This is a genomic window from Frankia sp. KB5 (genome assembly GCF_002099325.1).
Taxonomy (GTDB): domain Bacteria; phylum Actinomycetota; class Actinomycetes; order Frankiales; family Frankiaceae; genus Frankia; species Frankia casuarinae.
The window spans coordinates 1-24,486 of sequence record NZ_MRUJ01000196.1 but is presented as its reverse complement, the minus strand read 5'-3'; the positions used below and the strand labels follow the sequence as shown (position 1 = coordinate 24,486).

At 70.7% G+C, this 24,486-nt stretch carries 21 protein-coding genes and 3 pseudogenes; 13 read left to right on the top strand and 11 right to left on the bottom strand.

Annotation, left to right across the window (positions count from 1 at the left end):
- From KBI5_RS18090 to KBI5_RS18075, 3 genes are all read left to right on the top strand, one after another.
- Positions 1-733 (top strand): helix-turn-helix transcriptional regulator (locus KBI5_RS18090; protein WP_133057074.1); only part of this gene is annotated, 733 nt, incomplete at its 5' end.
- A 777-nt stretch (positions 734-1,510) separates the two neighbouring features.
- Positions 1,511-2,389 (top strand): undecaprenyl-diphosphate phosphatase, encoded by an 879-nt coding sequence (locus tag KBI5_RS18080; protein ID WP_085015917.1) that lies wholly within the window; start codon positions 1,511-1,513, stop codon positions 2,387-2,389.
- 205 nt (positions 2,390-2,594) lie between these two features.
- A complete protein-coding gene (locus KBI5_RS18075) occupies positions 2,595-5,306 on the top strand; it encodes an HAD-IC family P-type ATPase (RefSeq protein ID WP_085015914.1) in 2,712 nt (903 codons plus the stop codon).
- 22 nt (positions 5,307-5,328) lie between these two features.
- Here KBI5_RS18075 and KBI5_RS18070 read toward each other — a convergent pair whose 3' ends face one another.
- The 4 genes from KBI5_RS18070 to KBI5_RS18055 all read right to left on the bottom strand — a co-directional run bounded on the left by KBI5_RS18070 (position 5,329) and on the right by KBI5_RS18055 (position 10,271).
- Entirely contained in the window at positions 5,329-7,611 is a 2,283-nt protein-coding gene (locus KBI5_RS18070; RefSeq protein WP_085015913.1) for a cytochrome c oxidase assembly protein, read from the bottom strand.
- A gap of 178 nt (positions 7,612-7,789) precedes the next feature.
- A complete protein-coding gene (locus KBI5_RS18065; RefSeq protein ID WP_011437182.1) occupies positions 7,790-8,587 on the bottom strand; it encodes a copper resistance CopC family protein in 798 nt (265 codons plus the stop codon).
- Between the two features lie 167 nt (positions 8,588-8,754).
- Positions 8,755-9,813, bottom strand: coding sequence for a hypothetical protein (locus tag KBI5_RS18060; protein ID WP_085015912.1), 1,059 nt, complete (start codon positions 9,811-9,813; stop codon positions 8,755-8,757).
- A gap of 50 nt (positions 9,814-9,863) precedes the next feature.
- Complete coding sequence (locus KBI5_RS18055; RefSeq protein WP_043590903.1) at positions 9,864-10,271, bottom strand: hypothetical protein; 408 nt, start codon at positions 10,269-10,271, stop codon at positions 9,864-9,866.
- A gap of 209 nt (positions 10,272-10,480) precedes the next feature.
- Here KBI5_RS18055 and KBI5_RS18050 point away from each other — a divergent pair, with 209 nt between their 5' ends.
- Positions 10,481-11,428, top strand: coding sequence for an NAD-dependent protein deacetylase (locus tag KBI5_RS18050; RefSeq protein WP_085015911.1), 948 nt, complete (start codon positions 10,481-10,483; stop codon positions 11,426-11,428).
- An 11-nt stretch (positions 11,429-11,439) separates the two neighbouring features.
- Positions 11,440-12,144 carry a GNAT family N-acetyltransferase gene (locus KBI5_RS18045; protein WP_347272518.1) on the top strand — a complete coding sequence of 235 codons (705 nt, stop codon included), beginning with the start codon at positions 11,440-11,442 and terminating at the stop codon, positions 12,142-12,144.
- On the opposite strand, the gene KBI5_RS18040 is transcribed toward KBI5_RS18045, so the two are convergent.
- The gene (locus KBI5_RS18040) at positions 12,131-14,773 is read right to left on the bottom strand and encodes an AAA family ATPase (protein WP_085015909.1); all 2,643 of its coding nucleotides are present in this window, start codon (positions 14,771-14,773) and stop codon (positions 12,131-12,133) included. The two genes, KBI5_RS18045 and KBI5_RS18040, sit on opposite strands and share 14 nt — an antisense overlap.
- On the bottom strand, positions 14,770-15,117 hold the full coding sequence (locus tag KBI5_RS18035) for a chaperone modulator CbpM (protein WP_049761093.1): 348 nt from the start codon (positions 15,115-15,117) through the stop codon (positions 14,770-14,772). Before KBI5_RS18035 ends, KBI5_RS18040 begins: the two co-directional genes overlap by 4 nt.
- Before the next feature lie 388 nt (positions 15,118-15,505).
- On the opposite strand from KBI5_RS18035, the pseudogene KBI5_RS18030 reads away from it, so the two are divergent.
- Positions 15,506-15,658 (top strand): annotated as a pseudogene (locus KBI5_RS18030) (Ada metal-binding domain-containing protein); the annotation flags it as partial.
- Here the strand turns inward: KBI5_RS18030 and KBI5_RS18025 are convergent.
- Genes KBI5_RS18025 through KBI5_RS18015 form a run of 3 tightly spaced genes read right to left on the bottom strand, consistent with a single transcriptional unit; the run spans position 15,621 to position 16,654 of the window.
- A complete protein-coding gene (locus KBI5_RS18025) occupies positions 15,621-15,869 on the bottom strand; it encodes a hypothetical protein (protein ID WP_235463024.1) in 249 nt (82 codons plus the stop codon). The pseudogene KBI5_RS18030 and the gene KBI5_RS18025 sit on opposite strands and share 38 nt — an antisense overlap.
- Positions 15,870-15,889: 20 nt before the next feature.
- Positions 15,890-16,282: a protealysin inhibitor emfourin gene (locus tag KBI5_RS18020; protein ID WP_023840748.1), complete on the bottom strand. Its 393-nt coding sequence runs from the start codon at positions 16,280-16,282 to the stop codon at positions 15,890-15,892.
- Positions 16,283-16,321: 39 nt separating this feature from the next.
- Positions 16,322-16,654, bottom strand: a complete 333-nt coding sequence (locus KBI5_RS18015) for a YnfA family protein (protein WP_035910726.1) — start codon at positions 16,652-16,654, stop codon at positions 16,322-16,324.
- A gap of 211 nt (positions 16,655-16,865) precedes the next feature.
- Between KBI5_RS18015 and KBI5_RS18010 the strand changes: the two genes are divergently transcribed.
- Positions 16,866-18,119 (top strand): thiamine pyrophosphate-dependent enzyme, encoded by a 1,254-nt coding sequence (locus KBI5_RS18010; protein WP_085015908.1) that lies wholly within the window; start codon positions 16,866-16,868, stop codon positions 18,117-18,119.
- Positions 18,120-18,220: 101 nt separating this feature from the next.
- Positions 18,221-19,975 (top strand): aldehyde dehydrogenase family protein, encoded by a 1,755-nt coding sequence (locus tag KBI5_RS18005; RefSeq protein WP_043590902.1) that lies wholly within the window; start codon positions 18,221-18,223, stop codon positions 19,973-19,975.
- A 112-nt stretch (positions 19,976-20,087) separates the two neighbouring features.
- Here KBI5_RS18005 and KBI5_RS28020 read toward each other — a convergent pair.
- A pseudogene (locus KBI5_RS28020) lies at positions 20,088-20,567 on the bottom strand (acetoacetate decarboxylase family protein); the annotation flags it as partial.
- 217 nt (positions 20,568-20,784) lie between these two features.
- On the opposite strand from KBI5_RS28020, the gene KBI5_RS17995 reads away from it, so the two are divergent.
- Positions 20,785-21,279, top strand: coding sequence for an LppP/LprE family lipoprotein (locus KBI5_RS17995; RefSeq protein ID WP_023840746.1), 495 nt, complete (start codon positions 20,785-20,787; stop codon positions 21,277-21,279).
- A gap of 162 nt (positions 21,280-21,441) precedes the next feature.
- Here KBI5_RS17995 and mce read toward each other — a convergent pair whose 3' ends face one another.
- Positions 21,442-21,867, bottom strand: coding sequence for a methylmalonyl-CoA epimerase (mce, locus tag KBI5_RS17990; protein ID WP_011437170.1), 426 nt, complete (start codon positions 21,865-21,867; stop codon positions 21,442-21,444).
- A 400-nt stretch (positions 21,868-22,267) separates the two neighbouring features.
- Between mce and KBI5_RS17985 the strand changes: the two genes are divergently transcribed.
- The 4 genes and pseudogenes from KBI5_RS17985 to KBI5_RS17970 all read left to right on the top strand — a co-directional run.
- A complete protein-coding gene (locus KBI5_RS17985; RefSeq protein ID WP_085015907.1) occupies positions 22,268-22,702 on the top strand; it encodes a MerR family transcriptional regulator in 435 nt (144 codons plus the stop codon).
- Positions 22,703-22,913: 211 nt separating this feature from the next.
- Positions 22,914-23,456 carry a MerR family transcriptional regulator gene (locus KBI5_RS17980; RefSeq protein WP_011437168.1) on the top strand — a complete coding sequence of 181 codons (543 nt, stop codon included), beginning with the start codon at positions 22,914-22,916 and terminating at the stop codon, positions 23,454-23,456.
- A 345-nt stretch (positions 23,457-23,801) separates the two neighbouring features.
- Positions 23,802-24,373, top strand: a pseudogene (locus KBI5_RS17975) (IS607 family transposase).
- A partial coding sequence (locus KBI5_RS17970) for a helix-turn-helix domain-containing protein (RefSeq protein ID WP_157858582.1) occupies positions 24,370-24,486 on the top strand: 117 nt, incomplete at its 3' end. The pseudogene KBI5_RS17975 and the gene KBI5_RS17970, both read left to right, overlap by 4 nt.

Sequence of the window (24,486 nt, the reverse complement as noted above, 5' to 3'; positions counted from 1 at the left end):
GAATACCGATAAGACCAGCGTTGGAAGCCCGGCTCCCAGCGCCTTCCCGCATGCCCGGAACCAGCCCCTCCGCGGTCCAGCAATTCACTCCTCAGTGGCGCTGGAAGAGGTCTTGGAGAGCCCGTGGTTGGAAGCCGACCTCGTGGTGGATGTGAACGCTCCCGCGATTAGGTTGTTGCGCAGCTATGTCGCATCACTTGCCGGCCTCCCGCACGAGGTTCCCGCCCCCACCATAACGGCGGCCCGCAACGCGGCATTGGAGCTGGTGGCCGCGGCGGTGCGCCCCGAGGCCACGTTCACGAGTGCGATCACTGGGGAAGCGCTGCGGCTCGCAGTGGAACGCTGGATAGCTCGAAACCTTGGCCACCGCGACGTCAGCGCCGCCGCGGCGGCCGCTGCGCAGTGTGTGTCTGTCCGCACGCTGCAGCGCAGCTTCGCCGCGACAGGAAACAGCTACAGCGCCGTCGTCCGCTCCCAGCGACTCGCACGAGCCCGCCGGGACCTGATCGAGGGATCATGCTCCATTCAGGCGATCGCCAGCCGTTGGGGTTTTGCGGACACGAGTCACTTCTGTCGAGAATTCAAACGGCTGTATGGTGCGACGCCGACTTGTTACCGTGATTCGGTCGCCTTACCGTTCGCCCACGTGGGAGATCCCGATTTTCGGGACAATCCGGACGGTGGTACGCAGCCCTCCAGAACCGCGTCCCGGACCTCCAGGCCGCATGACTGATCGTGTCGTCCGTCCGGCCGGCACTGGTCCCGGATGTCCAGGACGGGCCGGACCGGCGGCGGGGCAGGTCGGGTCGGATCAGGTCGGGTTGGGTCGGTTTGGATCAGGTCGGGTTGGGTCGGATCAGGCGGGGCGAGCGGCCGGTTGGCCCAGCCAGCGTCGCACCAGACCGGTCAGAAGCAGGATCACGGCCGTTCCGACCACTTCAATGATCACATTCGCGAGCAGGTGACTCATCGTGTAACCTCCCAGGCGTACCGTGTCGCGCCCCGACCCTGGTCGGGGCGCGCCAGACCGCCACGAGGCGGGCGGTCTGTACTTCCGGGTGACACGGTGCGGGTCGCAGATGAACAGAAAGTGAGCGATTCCGTTCGGTTGTATGGCCAGAGGGTGAACCCGCTCGTTTGTCGCGGTCCGTGACTGTCYGACGAACCRCCAGGTCAGCCCATGTGGGGGCCTGCTGCGGGGTGGACTCGGCCCGATCCGGCCGAACCCCGATCGGACCAGGTCGATCGGACCAGGTCGATCGGACCAGGTCGGAGGATCGGAGAAGGCGGGGACGCCGTCACCCAGCATCCGCCCGCATTTCACCCTTCGCTACGGTGAAGCCGTGGTCGGGTATGCGTGGATGACGCGAACAGGCCGGGCGCGGAGCCGGCAGACCAATCGTCGTTCGGCGTGGCCTCCGGACCCGGCGGCCTCGCCGGACGGGCTGAACGGACCGGATGGACCGGATGAACCGGACTCGTCTGGCTCGTGGGCCAGGTCGGCGCGTCGATGAACTTCTTCGAGGGAACGGTCCTCGGTCTCGTTCAGGGGCTCACCGAGTTTCTCCCGGTCTCGTCCAGCGCCCACCTGCGCATCGCTGCCGCGCTCGCCGGCTGGGAGGACCCGGGCGCCGCGTTCACCGCCGTGACCCAGATCGGCACCGAGACCGCCGTGCTGATCTACTTCCGCAGGGACATCGCCCGCATCGTGGCGGCGTGGGCGCGCTCGCTCACCCGCCGGGAGATGCGTAAGGACCCCGACGCCCGGACGGGCTGGCTGGTCATCCTCGGCACCCTTCCGATCGGCCTGCTCGGGGTGACGCTGCAGGACGCCATCGAGGGTCCGTTCCGCGACCTGCGGCTGATTGCCACGACGCTGATCGTGCTCGGCCTGATCCTGGGCGGCGCGGACTGGTACGCCTCGAAGGGGCGGCCGCAGGGTCGTCATTCGCCGCTCCGCCCGCGCAAGGTGCTTGAGGACTTGTCGGTGCGTGACGGGCTCCTCTATGGTCTCGCTCAGTCTGCCGCGCTGATCCCCGGCGTCTCCCGGTCCGGTGCGACGATCAGCGGGGGCCTGCTTCTCGGCTATACTCGCGAGGCTGCGGCCCGGTACTCCTTCCTGCTGGCGATGCCGGCGGTGCTGGCGTCCGGGGTCTTCGAGCTGCGTTCCATCGGTGGGAAGGATGCCGACGTCGCCTGGGGCCCGACGATCCTCGCCACATTCGTGGCGTTCGTCACCGGCTACGCCGCGATCGCATGGTTCCTGCGGTACATCTCGACGCRCAGTTTCGCGCCCTTCGTGCTGTATCGCGTGGGGCTGGGGCTGCTGCTGTTCTCCCTGCTGGTCGGGGGTGCCCTCAGCCCCGACGCCGGTGCCCCCCCGGGCTGAACGGGCGGGGAGCCCCCAGGCGCGACCCACGCGCCTACGGCCGTCAACTACGGTGAGGGTCGGCGGTCCGCGTGTGCAGACGGTGGAGGCATCTACGGGACATATCCAAACGAGTCCGAGACCCGCCCGAGGTCGGTCGGGAAACCGATAACGATTCCGCTGCCAAGCCTCCGGCAGCGGCCGCGACGGAGCGTGGAGGGACACCATGGTTCGGCGARGGGCCGCGGGAGCGCGGCTGTCTCCGGGACGGCTCGACGACCGGAACCCGGCGCCTCCCAGCGATTCCGCGTCCGCCGCCGGGGCCGGGTCCGGACCCATCGCGATCGGTCGATCCGCCGCTGGGTTGACCGCCGCCGAGGTCGCCGAACGCCTCGCGGACGGCCGCGTCAACGACGTGCCGGTCCGCTCCAGTCGCTCGCTGCGCGACATCATCCGTGCGAACGTCCTCACCCGGATCAACGCGATCATCGGTGTTCTACTGGTCTTCGTCGCCATCGTCGGTCCATTCCAGGACGCCCTGTTCGGCGGCGTGATCATTGTGAACACCCTGGTCGGCCTGTTCCAGGAGCTGCGGGCGAAGCGCACCCTGGACCGGCTCGCCGTGGTGGGGGAGTCCCGGCCCGTCGTGCGGCGTGACGGTGTCACCCGCGAGCTCCCCGCCGCCGAGATCGTGCTGGACGACGTGATTGAGCTCGGCGCCGGCGACAAGATTCCCGTCGATGGTCTGGTCCTGACGGCCGATCACCTGGAGGTCGACGAGTCGCTGCTCACCGGCGAGGCGGATCCGGTGCACAAGCAGCCCGGTGACATCGTCATGTCGGGCAGCTTCGTCGTCGCGGGGTCGGGGGCGTTCCGGGCGACCCGGGTTGGCCGCGAAGCCTACGCGGCCCGGCTCGCCGAGGAGGCGAGCCGGTTCACCCTGGTGCGCTCCGAGCTGCGGGGCGGCATCAGCACCATTCTGCGGGTCGTCACCTGGATGATTATTCCGGCCGGCATCGCGCTGATCGTCAGCCAGGTGGTCGTTAACGACGACGACCTGCCCGAGGCCATCCGCCGGATGGTCGCCGGACTCGTGCCGATGGTGCCGGAGGGCTTGGTGTTGCTTACGTCGGTCGCCTTCGCGGTCGGCGTGGTACGGCTGGGCCGGCGGCAGTGCCTGGTGCAGGAACTGCCCGCGATCGAGGGGCTGGCCCGCGTCGACGTCGTCTGTCTGGACAAGACCGGCACCCTCACCGAGGCTGCGATGGACGTCGTGGAGCTGCGGATCGTCGAGCCGGGCACCGGCGCCGCCGTTGGGGCAGGCGTGGCCGCAGCGCCGGGCACCCTCGTGCCGAGCGTGCTCGGCGCCCTCGGCGCGGCCGACAGCCGGCCGAATCCGAGCATGCAGGCGATCATCGATGCCTATCCCGCCCCGCCGGGCTGGCAGGTGCGGGCGGACGCGCCGTTCTCCTCGGCGCGCAAGTGGAGCGGCGCGACCCTCGCCGCCGTGGGCGGGACCGAGGGCACCTGGCTGCTCGGCGCGCCCGACGTGCTGCTGGCGGCCGGTGACCGGGTGCTCGCCACCGTGGACGAGTACGGGGCGCAGGGCCTGCGGGTGCTGCTGCTCGCCCGGTTCGGCGCGTCGCTGGCGGACGCGCTGGCGGACCCGGCGACGGTGCCGGCCGGCGTCGTCCCGGTGGCGCTCGTGGTCATCGCCCAGCGGCTGCGGGCGGATGCCCCGGATACCCTGCGGTACTTCGCCGAGCAGAACGTCGCCGCCAAGATTCTCTCGGGGGACAACGCGCTGTCGGTCGGCGCGGTCGCCCGCACGCTGGGGCTGCCCGGCGCCGACGATCCCGTTGACGCCCGCACGCTGCCGACCGACCGGGCCGCGCTCGCCGACGCCCTGGAGAGCCACTCGATCTTCGGGCGGGTCAGCCCGCAGCAGAAGCGGGAGATGGTCGCGGCGTTGCAGTCGCGGGGGCACATCGTCGCGATGACCGGCGACGGCGTCAACGACGTCCTGGCGCTCAAGGACGCCGACATCGGCGTGTCGATGGGATCCGGCAGTCAGGCGACCCGCGCGGTCGCCCAGATCGTGCTGCTGAATAACAGCTTCGCGACGTTGCCGTCTGTGGTCTCCGAGGGACGGAGGGTCATCGGCAACATCGAACGGGTCGCGAACCTGTTTCTGACCAAGACCGTCTACTCGGTCCTGCTCGCGATCGTGGTTGTGATCACGCAGGTGCCGTACCCGTTCCTCCCTCGGCATCTCACGCTTGTCGGGTCGCTGACGATCGGCATCCCGTCGTTCTTCCTGGCGCTGGCACCGAACACCGAGCGGGCGCAGCCGGACTTCGTCGGTCGGGTGCTGCGCTTCGCCCTTCCCACCGGGTTGCTCGCCGCCGCGGCGACGATGACGTCCTACCTGCTGGCCCGGTCGCATTTCTATGGTCATGACCTGGAGGCCGAAACCTCGATRGCGACGCTGACGCTGTTCGGAGTCGCGCTGTGGGCACTGGCGATCGTCGCCCGTCCGTACACCTGGTGGCGCATCGCGCTCGTGCTGACCATGGCGGTCGCGTTCGCGCTGGTCCTGGCTATCCCCTCCGGCCAGGAGTTCTTCCAGCTCTCCCTGGTGGGGACGACCGGGCCGTGGACGGCGGTCGGCATCGCCGTGGCGGCGGCGGTCCTGCTCGAACTCGTGTGGGTGATCACCCGCCGTCAACTGACGGCGGTGGCCGCGCGGGTGGACCTGGAAACGGCGCGCCGCCCGTCGGTTCCGCAGAGCAACGTGCGGACCCTGCCCGCGGTGCGTGCCGAGGGTGCGCCTGCCGACGGCCCGCGGTCCGCGGCGGTCGTCCGTCCGGGGGCGGTCGTCCGTCCGGGCGGGAGGGCCGCGGCATCCGGTCCCGACGGCCCGCGGCCGACGCCGTAGCCGGGGTTTCTCCCCGGCCTGCTTATCCGGAGGTTTCGGCCTCAGCGTTGGTCTCGTCTCCGGGGGTGGGCGAGGTCGTGCGTGAGGTGGTGGCTGTCGAGGTGGTGGTGGCTGTCGAGGTGGTGGTGGCTGTCGAGGTGGTGGTGGCCGCGGACGGCGTGCGCCGGGCTGGGCCGGCGGCGAGCTGGGCGAGGTAGGCGTTGTACGCGTCGAGTTCGGCGTCGACGTCACCAGCGGCGGCGATGCGCCGCTCCCGGGTCCGCGCCTGCCGCTCGTCCAGCCGGGACCACTGGATGGCCAGCACGATCAGCACGACGAAGGTGGGAATCTCGCCGAACGACCAGGCGATRCCCCCGGCGGTCCGCTGGTCGCTGAGCGGTGAGACGCCCCAGGGCCGGACCAGGCGGTCGTACCAGCCCGAGCCGAGCAGGGCCGACGTGCTCATGATGGTCAGGCCGAGGAAGGCGTGGAACGGGACGACCGCCAGCAGCATCAGGACGCGGCCGGGATGCGGCAGCCGGCGGGGGAGCGGGTCGGTCCCGATCAGCAGCTCGAAGAACAGCACGCCGACCGCCAGGAAGTGCACGTTCATGTACAGGTGGCCGAGATGGTTGTGCATGAGAGTCGACAGCAGCGAGCTGAGGTAGAGCACGTAGAGGCTGCCGGCAAAGTTCGCCGTCACGAGCAGCGGATGGGTCAGGATGCGTACCGGCCAGGACCGCAGCGTCCTCAGCAGCCATTCGCGTGGTCCGGTGCGGTGCGGAGCCGTCGCGGGCCRCATCGCCCGCAGCGCCAGAGTCACCGGCGCGCCGAGCACCAGCGGGAGCGGGGCCAGCATGCTGAGCAGCATGTGCTGGCTCATGTGCACGCTGAGCAGGACCGGCCCGTACAGCCCGAGTCCGCTTGACGTGGCGACCACGACGACGAGCAAGCCGGCGAGCCAGGCAATGGTGCGCCCAAGCGGCCAGTGGGCGCCGCGTGCCCGTAGCCGGCGTAGGCCGGCGAGGTAGAGCAGGGCGGCGGTGACCGCGCCGGCGAGGAAGACCCAGTCGATGTGCCAGTCGGTGGCGAGCCGCGCGGCGGTGACCGGTGGGGGCATCGGGTATCCGAGCAGCGTCTGGGTCGGATCGTCGGGAACGAGTGCGTCGTTCACCGGCGGCGCCGTGCGTGACAGTCCGACGGCCAACCCGACCGTGGCCGTGAGAACGGTGAGCTCCACGCCGGCGATGCGCAGGAAACGAGCGACCGCGGTAGTCCTGTCGGTGCCGGTCTGGTCGGTGGTGCCGGTCTGGTCGGTGGTGCCGGTCTGGTCGGTAGTGCCGGTCTGGTCGGTGGTGCCGGTCTGGTCGGTGGTGCCGGTCTGGTCGGTGGTGCCGGTCTGGTCGGTGGTGCCGGTCTGGTCGGTGGGCGTCGTCACCGTGAGCCCGGCGACGACCCGGCGGCGCACCAGACCACCGAGCGTGACGGCGGCCAGCAGGCCCGCGGCCTTGAGCAGGACCAGCAGGCCGTAGCGGGTGTCCCACAACGGGGTGAAGCCGCCGAGCCGCAGGGCCGCACCGGCGATCCCGCTGATTGCCGTGACGGCCGCCGCCCCGGCCGCGAACCGGCTGTACCGGCGCAGCGCCGGGCCGAACAAGCTCGCCGGCAGCCGCACCGCGGTGAGCAGGCCGAGTAGACCACCCACCCATGCCGTGGCCGCCAATACGTGCACGCCGAGGGCCACCACGGCGATCGCATGATCGCCGGACGTAGCGGCGTGGCCAACCAGGATCGGCGGCACGATGCCGGCGACCGCGACAGCGAGCAGGGCCCCGGTCGCGGTCGTCGTCGTGACTGTACGGCCGATCACCGCGATGACGGCAGCCAGGGCCGCCACGACGAGTAGCGCCCGGCCCTGGGAGGTGGTGGAGACGAAGGAGCGCAGCGAGGAGACATCCAGGACGTCGCCGGCCGGGCGCGCGGAGATCTCGGACAGGGTGAACAGCAGCTCCACGAGGGTGGCCAGCATCCACAGAGCCGCGGCGTTCGCCGCGTACCGGCCGCACCGCCGGGCCGTGGGCGACAGGATGCCCACCCGGGACCCGTTGCCGGCCGCACCGTGTTTCGCCGGAAGAAGGACGGCGGCCGTGAGAAGCCACCCGATCGTCCCCACGGCGGCGATCCTGCCGACCAGATGGGCGAACGGCAGTGCCCAGTAGGTGAGCGTGCCGGACGAAGGCAGACCGGGCAGCCGCAGGGGGCCTGGCCCGAAACCGACGACCAGGGCCAGTGCCACGCATCCGGCCGCGACGGCGACGGGCGCCATCCGTCCGACCGCCGCCGTCCGTCCGCCAGCCGAGGGGGAGCGGCTGGCGGGGATGGTCCTGGTGAGAGCGGCGGCATGCGGAGGAGCGGCCGGAGCCGTGGGCGTGGTGGGGTCTGCGGGCGTGGTGGGGTTGTTCGTTATGGCGGGGTTTTTCCTGGCGGCGGGGGTGTCCATGGGGTCAGCGCGCTCCGGAGTGACGTCGCCGCAGGGCGAACAAGGTACCGCCACCGAGCGTGAGGATACCGGCGATCACGACAGGGAGTATCCAGCCACCGCCACCGCCACCGCCACTGCTCCCGCCCCCGCCGTCCGCGGGTCCCGTATCGGCCGTGACGGCCGTGACGGCCGTGACGGCCGCGGACGGGGCCGGCGCGGCACCCGTGGTCGGACTCGCGGTGGCTGCCGGGGTCGGCGTCGTGGTGACCGGAGACGGGGGCGGGGATCCCTCCTGGCCCGCGGACGCCGTGCTGCCGGCAACGGTGAAGGCGAACTCGCCGCCGACCGGATGACCGTCCTCGGACACGACCCGATAGGCCACCGTGTAGCGACCGTCGCGGAGAGCGGTGAGGCCCTGGTGGACGGTGCCGCCCTCGACGCGGGTGGCACCGGCGGTCACGCCGGCGCCGTCGGCCGCCGTGACGGCGACGTTCGTGTAGCGCGGGGACACCGGCTCGTTGAATGTCAGGATGATCTCATGTGGCGGGGCGGTGAGAGTGCTGTCCGCCACCGGGGTGGTGGTGACCAGACGTGAATGCGCCGATGCGGGGGTGGCCAGTCCGAGCAGGAGCGCCGGGACGAGCGCCGCTGCGAGGCCAAGCGTCACAACCAGGCTGATCGCAGCGGCAAGGCTGGTGGGCCCCGTGCCGCCCGTACCACCGGTGGCGTGGGCGGCACCGGTGAGGTCGGCGAACCGGGTGCCGCCCCTCCCCGGGACTGCCGTGCGCCGTCTCTCAGTCGGCCTCGCCTCTGGTCGCACCCAGCAGATTCTACGCGCCGTAGAAACGTGGCCACCGCGTCCGATCCAAGATAATCAACAATGTTGACGTCCTCCCGCGACGCGTATGTTCCGCTCACTGTTTTCGCTGCCGTTGCTGCTGACGACCGGCCTCGGCTCATCGGCCGAGGCCGGTGGCGGGCCGGCGGTCAGCTGCCGCTGTCGTGGTCCACCGGAGCCGGCCGTGGATGATCGGGAAGGACGATCGGCGCGACGAGCACGGTGTCATGGCCGTCCGCGGTGGTCACGAGCGCGGGCCAGAGGCCGTCGTTGACGCAGTTCTTCGCGAATTCGCTGGCCCGGGCCGGGGGAGAGGCCAGGGACACGAATCGGCCCTCGGTCGTCGCGAGGAGCAGGTGCGCGCCGATCAGGGAGTGCCGCATTGCCTGTTCCCGGTGCCGCCGGCGGCGCGCCTCAAGGGAGACGTGATCCATCGCTTCCTCGGCCGGAAGATGCCAGCCCGAGGTGTTCACCAGTTCCGCCCGGAGCCGGACCAGGCGATGTGCTCCGGTCTCCCCGGTCTGATGTGCCCAGGTCTGCAGTCCGGCGTTCAACCGCAGCTCTCCCTGCACGGCCCAGCTGTCCCAGGTGATGCGGGTCGGTTCCGCCTCGCCGTGGCCGCTCACGGTCTCCACCCGCCGACCGGAGGGGGCGCTGAACCGGACGGTGTGGGGTGGTCCGAGTCCCGCCGAGACGCCACCGCTCGCCGGACCGGCCAGCTCCCATGGATTTGGCCGTGGCGCGCTCAGGCGGGGCAGCCAGTTCCGCCGCGGCCCCGCGGCGGTCGGTACCGCGCTGCCGGGAGGCGCCGCCAACAGGTCCGTGACCGTCACCACATCGTCGACCTGGCGCGGGACGAACTCGTCCCAGCCGCGGGGCTCGGCATCTCCCGCAGGCCGGCCGCCTGGTGGAAAGCGGCCCCCGTCCCCGGGGCCACGATCCACGAAACGGACCGTCATCTGCAGGTAGCGCACCCGGACTCGCAGCGTGACGTCGGGGATGGCGGCGGGGCCGCACTCCAGGAGACACTCCGCGTGGGCGTGCGAACGCTCCTCCGGGTGGGCGAGGGCATAGCACGGTGGGGTCAGCACCCCGATCCGCCGGTCCRAGCCGCGTGTGATGGCGCGGTCGGGACGGATGGGCTCCTCGCGGTAGATCTCGGCGTCCGCGATCGCCGCGGTCTGGTTGAACGGCGAACGAACCGTCATTGCATCCCCCTGCCCTGGATGGGTCTGGCCCGGACGGACGAACGGATGAGCTAGAGAACGGCGATCGCCTCCCCGGCGTGAACCAGCACGGCATCACCGGGATGGGCGTCAACCAGGGCGATGCCCACCTCCTCCGTTCCGGCGGGAGTGCGGACGACGGCGAGGGCTCCGGGCAAGAGGCGGATGACCTCCGCCTCGATGGTCTCCTCCGACCGGGCGATGCGCCCGGCCGCCTCACATACCGGCGCGGCCGGACCGGGATGGACCGAGGCCAGCTCAGCCTCCATCGCGGCCGGTCGGCCCGCGCTCGTGCCGGCGGCCATGCCGACGGTTTTGACGGTGGTCCTGGTCGTGGTCGACGCGGCTGACCTGCCGTGAGCGACTGAGCCGGAGGGGTGGCGCCGGGCGTCCCCCGACTCGGCGTGYCTGGTGCCGACCTGTGCGTTCTCGCCGTCCATCGTCGTAACCATCCTCGGGAAGGCTGGCTTCGCCGCAACCGTACGACTCAGAGCCTGATCACACCACCCGGCTACGACGACTACACGACGTATCGATGCCGGTGTCCGAAACATCAACCTGCCGGGACGTCTTCCCCCGGCTCCATCCCCGGACGGGCAGGGAGTGGTGGCGCCGAACGGGCATCCGGGGCACGGGTAGATCGGGCAGCATGGACGGTGTGAGGGACGGTGCGCGACAGCAGGCGGCGGGTGGCGGGGGCGAGGCGTTCGACCGGCTCTGCTCGCTGGTCGCGGCCGGCGGGGTCGCGGTGGTGACCGGTGCGGGGATCTCCACCGACTCCGGTATTCCGGACTATCGGGGTCCGAACGGGGCACTGCGCCGTCACACCCCGATGACGTACCAGGAGTTCACCGATGATCCCGCGGCCCGGYACCGCTACTGGGCCCGCAGCCATGCAGGGTGGCGGCGGGTGGCCCGGGCGGAGCCGAACCCGGGCCACCGGGCACTGGCCCGGTTGGAGCAGGACGGCCTGGTGACCGGCGTCGTGACGCAGAACGTTGACGGCCTGCACCAGCGCGCCGGCTCACGGCGCGTCATCGATTTGCACGGTAGGCTGTCGCGCGTGCTGTGTCGCGGCTGCGGCGACRTGAGCCCTCGCCTCGAGCTCGACCAGCGTCTGCGGGCGGTCAATCCCGGATTCCATGTCGGCGCCGCGCAGACCAACCCGGACGGCGATGTCACGCTCCCCGACGACATGGTCGCCGCCTTCGTCATGGTGGGCTGCCGCCGGTGTGGCGGTGACGAGCTGGAACCGGACGTGGTGTTCTTCGGTGCGACCGTGCCGCGGCCGCGTGTCGCGGAGGCGCTCCGGCTGGTCGAGGGGGCCAGGGCGCTGCTGATCCTCGGGTCGTCGCTGACGGTGATGTCCGGCTACCGGTTCGTGCTCCGTGCGGCGGAGCTCGACATCCCGGTCGCGATCGTCAACCAGGGTCCGACTCGGGGGGACAGCCGCGCGGCCGTCCGAGTCGACGCGCCTCTGGGCCTGCTGCTTCCCCGTCTCGCCGCCGCCGTGACGCCCCCGTCCGCCCGTTCTCCCGTCCCGTTACCCGCTATGCGCTCGCTCGCATTCCCGGGGGACTACCCCCGGGAGCTGTGAGGATGGGGAGGATGCGATCGGTTTCCCATGCCTACCCGGGCGACCTCACGTTCCGCCGTGCGACCGAGGCCGACGTCGCGGCGATCGTTGAGCTCGTCGAGTCCGCGTACCGGGGGGAGTCCAGTCGCGCGGGGTGGACCACCGAGGCCGACCTGCTCGCCGGGCGGCRCACCGACGCCGCCGCGGTCGGCGCGGCACTGGCGGCGCTGGACAGCGTGGTGCTGCTCGCGCAGGACCCGGACGGAGCCCTCCTCGGCTGCTGCCACGTGGAACGACGGGTCGAGCCACCGGCCCGGTCGGAGCACGCGGCGACCGAGGTGACCGATGCGACCGAGGTGACCCGGTCGGGGTATGCCACCCACGGGCAGGCTGACGCGGAGCGGTGTGGCCCGGATGTATCACCGTTGATCGGGTCCTACTTCGGCATGTTCGCGGTAAGCCCGACCCGCCAGGGCAACGGGCTCGGCGACACTCTGCTGCGGCTCGCCGAACGGCACGCCGTGACGGCCTGCTCCGCGGCCTGGACGGACCTGCTGGTCATCGCCCAACGGGCCGAGCTGATCGCCTGGTATCAGCGGCGCGGATACGTCCTGACCACCAGAACGAGCCCGTTCCCCTACGACGACGAACGGTTCGGCCGGCCGCTGCGACCAGATCTCTACTTCGTCGTCCTCCGCAAGAGGTTCGGCGACCGCCCGGGGTTCAGCGACCGCTGAGCGTGCCGGACCGTCCGTGCCGGACCGTCAGCGTGTCTCCGGCGAGGTCGACGACCACCGCGGAACCGTCGTCGACCTCACCGGCGATCATTTCCCGCCCGATCCGGGTCTCCACCTCGCGTTGCAGGTAGCGGCGCAGCGGGCGGGCGCCATGGACCGGGTCGTAGCCCTGACGGGCGATGAACATCCGGGCCGGCTCGGTGATGTCCAGGGTGATGCGCCGATCCGCCAATCGGGCCCGCAGGTCGTCCACCAGCAGGTCGACGATCCGCTCGATCTCGGGCAGGGTCAGCGGGGAGAACAGCACGACCTCGTCGAGCTGGTGGAGGAACTCGGGCCGGAACGCCCGGCGCAGGTCGGCCGTGATCCGAACGCGGACCTCGGGCCCGGCTGTCCCCTCGGCGTCCGGACCGCCGGTGAGCCGTTCGGACCCCACACCGGAGGTCAGGATGACGACGGTGCCACGGAAGTCGACGGTGCGTCCCCGGGCGTCGGTGAGCCGACCGTCGCTCAGGACCTGCAGCAGGATGTTGAGGACGTCGGCGTGTGCCTTCTCGATCTCGTCGAACAGCACCACCGCGTAGGGCTTGCGTCGTACCGCCTCGGTGAGCTGCCCGCCCTCGACGAGCCCGGTCTGGCCGGGTGGGGCGCCCAGCAGCCGGCCGACGCTGTGCCGCTCCTGGTACTCGCCCAGGTCGATGCGGATCAGACTGTCCTCGGAGTCGAACAGGGCCGTCGCCAGGGCCCGGGCCAACTCGGTCTTCCCGATCCCCATCGGCCCGAGGAAGAGGAATGACCCGATCGGGCGGCGCGGGTTCCCGATGCCCGCGCGGGCCCGGAGCACCGTGTCGGCGACGAGCCGCACCGCCTCGTCCTGTCCGACGACCCGGGCGCGCAGGACCTGGTCGAGGCGTCGCAGCTTCTCCCGTTCCCTCTCGAGGAGCCGGGCCACCGGGATCCCCGTCCAGCGGGAGACCAGATCGGCGATCTCGTCGGCGGTCACCATCTCGCGCAGCAACCGGTGGCCGCCCCGCTGGGGGGTGAGCCGTTCGGACTCGTCGGCGAGCCGCCGGTCCAGTTCGGGCAGGCGGGTGTGGCGCAGCTCCGCTGCGGTCCCCAGGTCGTGTGCCCGTTCGGCATCCTCGGCCCGCCGCCGGGCCTGTTCGATCTCCTCCCGCAGCCCCCGGACCCGCCGAATGGCCTGGCGTTCGGCCTCCCACCGCGCGCGCATCGTGTTCGCCGCGGCCCGCACGTCGGCGAGTTCCCCACGGAGCTGGTCCAGTCGGGCGATGCTCGCCGGATCGGATTCCTGCGCGAGTGCGGCCTCCTCGATCTCCAGCCGGACCACCCTACGGGTGATCTCGTCGAGGCCGGTCGGCATCGAGTCGATGTCGGTGCGCAGCATGGCGCCCGCCTCGTCGACGAGGTCGATCGCCTTGTCCGGCAGGAAACGGTCGCTGATGTACCGATGGGACAGCACCGCCGCCGAGACCAGGGCCGCGTCGGCGATCCGAACCCCGTGGAAGATCTCCAACCGTCCTCGCAGCCCGCGCAGGATGGAGATGGTGTCCGCCACCGATGGCTCGTTGATTATGACGGTCTGGAACCGGCGTGCGAACGCGGGGTCGGACTCGATCTGCCGGCGGTACTCCTCGAGTGTCGTCGTCCCGATCAGGTGCAGGTCGCCGCGGATCAGCAGCGGCTTGAGCACGTTGCCGGCATCCGTCTTCCCTTCGGCGGCACCCGCCCCCAGGACGGCGTGCAGTTCGTCGACGAACAGCAGGATCCGCCCTTCGGATGCCGTGACCTGGGCCATGACCGCCTTGAGTCGTTCCTCGAACGCACCGCGGTGCGCCGTCCCGGCCGCCAGCGCGCCCAGGTCGAGCTGGAACACCCTCCTGTTCCGCAGGCTGTCCGGAACGTCCCCGCGGAAGATCCGGTCGGCGAGGCCCTCGACGATCGCGGTCTTGCCGACTCCGGGGTCGCCGAGCAGCACGGGATTGTTCTTCGTCCGGCGGGACAGGATCTGGATCACTCGGCGGATCTCGGCGTCCCGCCCGATCAGGGGGTCGAGGCGGCCGTTGCGGGCGTCGACGACGAGGTCGCGTCCGTACTTCTCCAGCGCGTCGTCCGTGGCCGTCGGCGAGGCGGAGATGATGCGCCGGTCTCCGCRCACCCGGGTCAGCGCGATGAGCAGCCGTTCCCGGGTCAGACCCTGCTCGTGCAGGATCCGGCCGGCCGGTGTCGTGGGTCCCTCCTCGAGCAGGGCCAGCAGCAGGTGTTCGACCGAGATGTACTCGTCGCCGAGGCGGTGTGTCTCCCGTTCGGCGGCGTCGAGGGCCCTGGACAGCCGCTGCGTCATGTACACCTCGCCCGGTCGGACCCCCGGTCGGACCCCCGGTCCGGACACCCGCGGTCTGCGCTCCAGCTCCGTCTCCACCGCACCGGTGAGGGCGGGTGGGGTACCACCCGATGCGACCATGAGGCGCGGGACCAGCCCGTCCGGCTGCTCGACAAGCGCGGCGAGCAGATGTTCCCCGTCGACCTCGGTGTGGCCGAATCGCATCGCCCTGGTCTGGGCCGCCTTCAGCGCGTCCTGGGCGCCCTCGGTCAGCTTGGTCAACTTCATCGGTACTCCTCGCCGGGGCCGTCACGGCCGGGGCCATCGCGGCCGGGGCCGTCGCGATGGCCCCGGCCGCGCTGTTCGAGCTCGTCGATGCGGTCGCGCAGGTCCAGCACGACGCCGGTGGCCGCATAGGTAATGCCGAGGTCGCGGCGCAGCCGTTCGATACGCACCGCCCGCCCGACCGCGCGGATCGGCAGCCACCACTGCCCTGCCCGGTCGACGCGCACGTCGAGCAGGCCGAGGGCGACCAACCGGCGGACGATGTCCGGACCCAGCCGGGTGAGCAGGCAGAAGGAGTCCAGTCCGAGAAGATCCAGACCGGGTTCGACGCCGCCCGGGTGGGTGATCCGGGTGACCGGGACGGTCGGGCCGGGATCGCTTCCGACTGCCCATCCCACGATTACCTCCTGCTGATGGATACCTCTTGCTGATGGGCCGATCCGGTGGTCCCCGTCCGCATGGGAGATGTGGAGGGCCGGTCCGGAGGAGCGCACCGCCCGTGCGGCGGAGACCTGGCCTGGGCGCGGGTACGGTCGAGCCAGATCATCTCCGGGTAGTGGTCCGATTACCCATGTGACCGTAGGTCGGATCCGAGGGCGTTCGCAACCAGAGGTGACGACTCAACGACGGATAGGTGTGGTCTCCGGGGATGGCCGCGCTTGCCAGGCGCCTGCGGGCACGACGTCCGATTTCCGCCAGCATGCGAGGCGGGACTCGTCGAGAGTGGGTGGAGTGATGACGGACCAGAGCCGCTACGAGGCGCTGCGTAGCCGGGACGCGCGCTTCGATGGCGCGTTCTTCTCCGCCGTCACCACCACCGGCATCTACTGCCGCCCGAGTTGTCCAGCCATCACGCCGAAGCGGGAGAACGTCCGGTTCTTTCCGACGGTACCGGGTCGAGAACGGGCAGGCGTGGTCGATCCTGGCATTGCGCGGCCAGGGTGTGCAGTTCGGCGGCGTTCTCGAACGTCAGCATCCAGGGGTAGCAGCGGCGTCCGAGAGTCCAGCTGGGACGGTCCCAGTGGTTGCCGGGTCGGTCCAGGCCGGCGAAGCGGTGCCAGTCGTCGACGACTGGGTCCGCGGTGCGCGAGGTGGTCAACCTCGCTGTCAGCGACACCGCTAGGGACGGCTCGCGGGCAGCAGCGGCGCGGTGCGCAGCAGCGCCAGCAGCGGGCGGACCTCGTCGGGCACCGGCTCGGAGAACGTCCGCACCGCGTGCTCCCCGGCCCGGTCGATCTCCAGGGTGTAGACGAACCGGTCCGCGCCGACGTCGCGCTGCTCCCGGGCCTCGGTGGAACCCCGAGCCTCGATGGAATCTACCTGACCGGCATCCGCGGCGTCCGTTGTGGCCACGAGACCGCCGCGGTGCACCGCCTCGCGGGCCAGGCGGCGCAGGTTCTCGGCCTCCTGCTCACTGAGATCGACCGTGTCCAGACCGCGGCGCACGCTGCGCCCGAGAAGCCCACCGGAACGCTCCAGCACGACCCGTACACGTTCCGCGGTGCGCGCCATGAGCCATATTGTGCGCCGTCAGCCGTCAGCCGTCAGCCGTCACACGCGCCGGGCGTACATGATGACGGCGACGCCGAGCAGGCAGATCGCGGCTCCGGCGAGGTCGTAGCGGTCGGGTCGGAAGCCGTCGACGGCCACGCCCCAGAGCAGGGAACCGGCGACGAAGACCCCGCCGTAGGCGGCGAGGATCCGGCCGAAGTGYGCGTCCGGTTGGAGGGTCGCGACGAAGCCGTAGGCGGCCAGGAACCCGATCCCGAGCCCCACCCAGACCGGCCCGCGGTGCTCGCGCACGCCCTGCCACACGAGCCAGGCACCACCGATCTCCGTGACCGCGGCCACCACGAACAGCAGCAGGGACCGGACGACGCCCACGTGCGTCACGATAGTCAGTATCCTCCCGGCATCGTCATCCTTCCGGCATCGCTCTGCGGCCTCGGAATCCTGTGGCCGGAATCTCGTCGTTACCGCGTCCGTGTTTTCACCCCGTCCGCACCGCGTAGTGTCGCATGGGTACACCGCTCTTTTTCGATGGTTTCCGATGGTAGGACGTCCTGCGATCTTCGGGTGGGGAGGGGTGCTCGGTATGAATGTCGTACGGGATCCGGAACTGATTACCGGCGGGCCGATGCGGCGGCTCGAACCGGATTCGGTGGACGGTCTCGCTCCGCATCGTTTTCCTGGCGCGTTCGGGGAGAACACCTCACCCGCGGCGGGTGAACTCAACGACGGCGGCATCCGACTGCTCGCCCCCGATGGTTCGCTGGTCGCCGATTCTCGGTTCTCGGTGCTCGCCGACCACGAGCTGCGCATGGAATTCTACACCTCCATGGTCCTGGCCCGCCGGCTGGACGAGGAGGCCACGGCCCTGCAACGTCAGGGTGAGCTGGTCCTGTGGATCCCGCTGCGGGGRCAGGAGGCTGCGCAGGTCGGATCCGCCGCGGCCGCGCGTCCCCGGGATTACCTGTTCCCCAGTTACCGGGAACACGCGGTCGCCTGGCACCGCGGTGTCCCGGCGGTCGAGGTGATTCGGCTGCTGCGGGGAGTGAGTCACGATGGCTGGGACACGCACCGTCACAATATGGCTAATTACACGATTGTTCTGGCGGCCCAGACGCTGCACGCCGTCGGTTTCGGGATGGGGGTGCTCCTTGACGGCGCAGCCGGCACCGGCACCGGCACCGGCGGTACCGGCGGCACCGGCACCGGCGGYACCGATACCGATACCGACATGGCGGTGATGGTGTATCTCGGTGACGGTGCGATGAGTCAGGGTGATGCCAACGAGGCATTCGTGTGGGCGGCGAKTTTCGGTGCGCCCGTCGTCTTCTTCTGCCAGAATAATCAGTGGGCGATTTCCACGCCGAGCCGGCGGCAGTCCCCGGTGCGGTTGGCCCGCCGGGCCGACGGGTTCGGCTTCCCCGGCCTGCGCGTCGATGGTAACGACGTGCTCGCGGTGCACGCGGTGACCACTTGGGCGCTCGACCGTGCGCGCAGCGGTCGCGGCCCGGTGCTCATCGAGGCCAACACCTACCGGATGGCCCCGCACACCACCTCCGACGACGCGACTCGGTACCAGCCGCCGGACGAGATCACCGCCTGGCAGGYCCGGGATCCCATCGAGCGCCTCCGTCGGCTGCTCGCCGCCGAGGTCGAGGCCGGCTGGTTCGACGAGGTCCGCCGGCGGGCCGACGTCGCCGCGGCCGATCTGCGTCGGGACACCCTCGCCCTCGACCCGCCGGACCCCTCCTCGATGCTCGACCATGTCGCCGCGGAGGAGACGGCCGATCAGCGCCGGCAACGGGAGTGGTTCGCCGCGTACCGCGACTCGTTCCTCTGAGGATGATCTGAGGATGACGGGACTCGTTTCTCTGTGGGTGGCGGTCATATCCTCGCCGGGTAAGGGAAGGACGTTCCGCCACCCGCGGCGAGGAGCTCCCCATGCGGCCGACCCCGCAGAACCCGCAGAACCCGCAGAACCCGCAGACCGTAGCGAACCGGGAGACCGGGGTGACTGAGGGGGTCGGTCCGGCGGTCTACCCGGCGGCCGGCATCGGGACGCTCCTGTCGACGGATCCGGCCACCGGCGCGGTGGTCGCGAGCTTCCCGGTGATGGAGCCGACCCAGGTGCGGGCGGCCGTGGCGTCCGCCCGGTCGGCGGCGGGCTGGTGGGCGGGGCTCGCGGCGGCACGGCGGCGCGACCATCTGCTGCGCTGGGCGGCGCACCTCGTCCGTCACGAGACCGAGCTGATCGACCTCCTGCACGCCGAGAACGGCAAGACCGCCGCCGATGCCCGCATCGAGCTGCTGCTGACGTTGGAACACATCCGCTGGGCGGCCCGCAACGCCGCCCGCGTGCTGCGGACCCGCCGGGTGTCGCCCGGCCCGTTCCTGGCGAACCACACCGGACGGATCGAGTACCGCCCGTTCGGGGTCGTCGGGGTGATCGGGCCGTGGAACTATCCGCTGTTCACCCCGAGCGGTTCGATCGCGTATGCCCTGGCAGCCGGTAACACGGTGGTCTTCAAGCCCAGCGAGTACACCCCGGCGGTGGGCGCGTACCTGGTCGCGGCGTTCGCCGCGGCGAATCCGGACGCGCCGGCCGGGGTCCTGACCATGGTCACCGGCTTCGGTCCGACCGGTGCCGCCCTGTGTACAGCCGGGGTCGACAAGATTGCCTTTACCGGTTCGCCCGCGACCGGCCGCCTGGTCATGGCGGCCTGCGCGTCGTCCCTCGTCCCGGTGGTGATCGAATGCGGCGGCAAGGACCCGCTGATCGTCGCCGACGACGCTGACGTGGCCGCCGCCGCGCGGGCAGCGGCCTGGGGAGCGATGTCCAATGGCGGCCAGACCTGTGCCGGGGTTGAGCGGATCTACGTGACCGAGGCGGTCGCCGCGCCCTTCCTCGCCGCACTGCGCCGCGAGCTCGACGGGGTTCGTCCCGGTGCCGACCGGGACGCATCCTACGGTCCGATGACGATGCCCGGCCAGGCGGCGATCGTGCGCCGCCACGTGGCTGACGCGCTGGCCCGCGGCGCGACCGCCCTGATCGGCGGGACGGAGTCGGTGGGGGACACCTTCATCGAACCGGTCGTGCTGGTCGACGTGCCGGAGGGCAGCCCCGCCGTGCAGGAGGAGACGTTCGGGCCGGTCGCCACCGTCCGGACCGTCGCCGACGTTGACGAGGCCGTCACGCTGGCCAACGGCACCCCGTACGCGCTCGGTGCGACGGTTTTCTCCCGGTCCCGGGGAGACGAGATCGCCAGCCGGCTCGACGCTGGGATGGTGTCCGTCAACGCGGTGCTGGCGTTTGCCGGGATGCCCGCCCTGCCCTTCGGGGGCAGCGGCGAAAGCGGGTTCGGCCGGGTGCACGGCGCGGAGGGGCTGCGCGAGTTCGTCCGCCCCCGCTCGGTCGCCACCCTGCGGATGCACGTGCCGGGAGCGACCCTGACCACCTTCCGCCGGGCGCCGGGTGCGCTCGCCGTCACCGCGGTGACGGCGCGGCTCCGGCACGGCGGCGGCTGGGCCGGCTGGGCCGGCTGGGCCAGCCGGGTGGCCGGGCGGGTCAGGCCGGTCGGCGGGGCGGCCGGGCCTCTCGACAGGCCCCTCGGCGGGCACGTCGGGTCGGACGAGGGATTCCGTCCCGGCCGGCTCCGGCTCCGAAAATCATCCGGAAGTCGTCCAGACGGACGGTGAGCCGAGGCCGGTGCCCGGTGAGGAAACCCAGCGGACCCTCCGCCGCCGGGTCCCATCGTGACCGGTGCAGGGCGAGCCGCCCGGCCAGCCGCACCGGGCTCACCCGGGGCTGACCGTCGAGATCCTGCACCACGCGGAAGYGGACCGGCCACCTGCCCGGCAGCCGCCGTCCCCGGCTTACCGCCGCGGCGACGATCGTCCCGGTGGCGTCCCGGGCGTGCAGGTGGGTGCCGTCGGCGTCCCCGGCCGTTTCCGGTCGTGTGGACGTGCCCGGTCGTTCGGTGAAGACGGCCAGTTCCTTGGGAATCCCCCACAGGGCGCGACCGCCGACCTGGGATGCCGGGCTGTCCACCCAGATATGCGGGACCGTCACGCGCAGGTGCCGCCTGTGCCATACCAGCAAGGCGGCCATGACCTCACGGTAGGCGAGGACGCCACGCGGATCGTAGCGAACCCAGACGGTGGCCACCGGGACCCGGCCGAGAACGGTCACCGCCCGGGGGAGGGCGCCGGCCAGCGCCGCGCGGGGCACGAACCAGACGGAGACGACCATCCTACCGCGCAGCTCCCAGGGTTCCGGCGGGTACGCCACCCACCGACACTAGTGCCCCCGACAGTGCCCCCGACAGCACGGCTTCCCGCCCGTTCCGGTGTGGAGCCCGCCAGATCCGCCGGCCGGGGGACTGACCGGTTCGAATCGGGCGACATACCGGCCATACCCCCTAGCTGGTCGGCGCCCACCGAAGAGGGCATCTAGGTTGGGCCGGGTCGGCACGGAAGTCGGGTCAGCACGGAACCTGGGAGGTCTCATGGCGCTACGTCGCGGACTTGCCGTTTCAGTGATGATCGGTACGTTCACCCTGATGGGCGGGATCGCCGGAACAGCCTCCGCTGCCTCGTCCACCTCCGGCGCGCCGGCGCTGGGCATCGCCAACGCCGCGGCGGTGGTCCGATCGGCGGGGTACACGCCGATCGTCCTCGGCGGTTATGACCGGAGCAACGATCTCAGCGTGATCGTCGGACTGCTGTCGACATCCGGGGACGGGCATCCGCAGCGGGCGTTCTTCTTCCATCGTGGCCGGTTCATCGGCTACGACTCGCCGCAGCCGAGCGCCACGATCCGCTGGATCTGGTCCACCGACCGGGTCGTCGCCCTCCAGTACGATCTCTACCGGCCAAGCGACCCGATGTGCTGCCCGACAGCGGGTGGTGCGACCGTGCGTTACCAGTGGAACGGTTCATCGGTGGTCCCGCTCGATCCGGTCCCGACCGCGAACGTGTCCGCCGCGAGAAGCCGCCGGTGATCCGCGACCGGTGATCCCCGGTCCATGATCCGCCATGGGCCGGGGCCGTCGCCGGGTGCCGCCGGGCGCGCCGCCGGGGATTCATCGCCCCGCGCCTTCGCTGCCCCGCCCGGACAGGGGCCGGTCAGGGGATGGCTGCGACGCGGGGTCGTCCGGCCCGGCTCAGTGCCCCTCGGCGGCCTCGACGAGTTCGGTGAGCACGCCTCCGAGGCCCTTGGGATGGATGAACGCGATCCGGCTGCCGGCGGTGCCGTGCACCGGAGTCTTGTTGACCAGATCGAATCCGGTCATGGTCAGGGTCGCCAGGGCGCTGTCGATGTCGGCGACGCCGTAGGCGATGTGGTGGATGCCCGGCCCCCGCTTGGCCAGGAACTTCCCGATCGGGCTGTCCTCGCGCAGCGGTTCCAGCAGCTGGACGTAGGAGTTCCCGGTCTTGCCGCTGTGGACCAGCAGCATCGCTTCGCGCACCCCTTGGCGCTCGTTCTCCTCCTGGTGCACGACCTCCAGACCGAATGCCTCCTCATAGCGGGGGATGGCCTCGGTGAGGGAAGCCACCGCGATCCCGACGTGGTCGATCCTGGTCAGCACAGCCGTCTCCTCGTTCTGCCGGCCCGCGATCGGGGCCTGTCCGCCGATGTCCCACCGCCCCTGGCGCGAAGCGATGGGGTCCGCACTGAGCCTGCCGGTTCACGATCCCGGCGTCGACCGATCGGCCCCCGTGACGTGAGTGGAGTCCGCGGACGTGGGGTGACGTGGGCGACCCGGGCTGGGCCCCACCCTGCCCGCTGCCTCGCCAGGGGTCCACGCCGCCGGCGTGGTTGTGGATGTTGCCATGGGTGGGCGTTGTTCTTCCAGTGTGCTCACGGTGTGGCGGTGTGGGGTTCGGGGCCTAGTTGCGGACTCTGTTCGAGTCTCCGCAGGACAGGCCGTAGAGTCGAGTGTCAACCATTTTAGCCCGAGTCTTCGAGGCACGAACGTAAGGGTTACGGTGTCCACGACGCGTCGCGATCGTTCCGCGTTCCGCGCGGCCCGCGGAAACACCCGTCAGATAGGTGAGGTTGCCGAGCGGGTCGGGCTTTCGCTGCGCGCGGTCCGGTACTACGAGGAAGCCGGACTGCTTACTCCCGCCGGACGTACGCCGGGTGGCTTCCGTCTGTACGACGACGAGGCCGTCGATCGGCTGCTGGTCATCAAGAAGATGAAGTCGCTGGGGTTCACGTTGGAGGAGATGCGGTCGCTGTTGTCGGTGCGCGACGAGCTGTCGGATTCGACGATCTCCGAGAGTCGGCGGACCGAACTGCGCGAGCGGCTGCATACCTGGGTCGTGCTGGCTGAGGAGAAGCTGGMCACCCTGCGGCAGCAGGCGGGRGTCGCGGAGGACTTCGTCATCGGCCTGCACGGTGATGCGGATCGGACGGTATGACGGACTCGTGAATCCATGGTCACYGATCCGGGGTGGCGGCCGGCGCTCGGGCTCCTGTGGAGCAACCGGAGTCCGTTGGTGACCGACGTCACGGTCGGCGTCGGCCGTGGATTACTAGATCTTTACYGGTCCTGTGTAGCTGCGAGTGGCCGATACTAGAGACGCTTGACACTCGAATACCAGTCGCCATGCTCACGTGATAAGGGTTGAATTGTCCATAACCAGCAGCGCCGGGTCTTCCGCCGATGCCCGTGACGGCCGCTACCGGATCGGTGACGTTGCCACCCTGGTGACCTTGTCCCTGCGTACCGCCCGCTTCTACGAGGATGCCGGCCTGCTCGCGCCGGTAGGCCACACCTCGGGTGGTTTCCCGCTGTAYGACGACGACGCACTCGACCGGTTTTTCCTCATCAAGAAGATGAAACCGCTGGGGTTCACGCTCGAGGAGATGCGCTCTCTCATCACATTGCGTGAGCGGATCAGCCAGCCCGATCTTGCCCCGGATCATCGCAGGGAACTGCGGGAACGGTTGAGAACCTGGGTTACCCTGGCCGAGGAGAAGCTCGCATCCCTGCAGGAACAGGTGCGTCTCGCCGAGGACTTCATGATTGGACTGCGGGACGATACCGCCCGGTCGCTGCGGGAAAGTCCGGATCACCGGGACGTTGCCGATAAAGACGATCTTGGTCCCGGTCGCCTGGACAGCTCGTTCCTCGATTTTCTCGATGATCCCTTCGGGCCCGAGGAGAACTGACCCGGCCCGGCATCACGAGGCACAGCGCCCCCACCGGCCTGGCCGCGGTGGCGTGACCTCATGTCCCGTGGCGGTGGTCGAGCCGCGCTGCTGGAGATCGGTGACGGTCCGGGACTGGGGTTCGTCACCGAACTGCGGCCTTCCCGGGCAGGGACACCCTCCGGCGGTCGGCTCGACACGGGTCGAGGGTCGGCGGGTGCCGCCTGGGTGGACCGGACGATCCGGCGGGGGCGCCACGGGATCCGGGACCGGTCGGGCAGGCGTCGTCGTCCGTATCYCCTTGGGGTTGTTAGCTGTTGTCGAATCGGCGTCTGATGGCGTCTGATGGCGCCGTATAGTGGCCGTGTGAACCTTAAGGAGTGGGCCGCTGCGAACGGCGTCGGGTACACCACGGCACGCCGCTGGTACCGCGACGGCTTCCTCCCGGTCCCTGCCCGTAAGGTCGGCGGGCTGGTGATCGTCGACGAGCCTGCCGCCCCTGTCCGGCAGGTTGCCGCGGTGGTGTACGCGCGGGTGTCGTCAGCGGACCAGCGCTTCGACCTGTCCGGTAGGTTGCCCGCGTCGCGATGTGGTGTGGCGAAAACGGTGTCACGGTCGGTCGGGTCGTTACCGAGGTCGGTTCCGTACTCAACGGTCACCGGCGGAAGTTCCTCGGCCTGCTGCGSGACCCGGMCGTGWCGACGATCGTCGTSGAGCACCGGGACCGGTTTGCCCGGKTCGGCGCCGAGTATGTCGAGGCGGCRCTGTCSGCGCAGGGCCGRCRYCTGCTSGTKGTCGACYCSGSSGAGGTSGACGACGACCTKGTSSGSGACGTCACCGAGATCCTGACGTCGCTGTGYGCCCGRCTGTAYGGTCGTCGSGCCGCRGCSARCCGGGCCGCCCGCGCGGTCGCCGCCGCCATGGAGACGGACGGATGAAGACTTTCCAGGCGTACCGGTTCGCTCTCGATCCAAACACCGTCCGGCTTGCCGCTCTGCGCCGGCATGCCGGGGCAGAGCGGTTCGCCTACAACTGGGGTCTGGTCCGGGTG

Bases quoted from the DNA above. Each gene is read 5' to 3' on its own strand.
- KBI5_RS18020 (WP_023840748.1), bottom strand. From the start codon at position 16,282: ATGGCGCGCACCGCGGAACGTGTACGGGTCGTGCTGGAGCGTTCCGGT.
- KBI5_RS17995 (WP_023840746.1), top strand. From the start codon at position 20,785: ATGGCGCTACGTCGCGGACTTGCCGTTTCAGTGATGATCGGTACGTTC.
- KBI5_RS18005 (WP_043590902.1), top strand. From the start codon at position 18,221: ATGCGGCCGACCCCGCAGAACCCGCAGAACCCGCAGAACCCGCAGACC.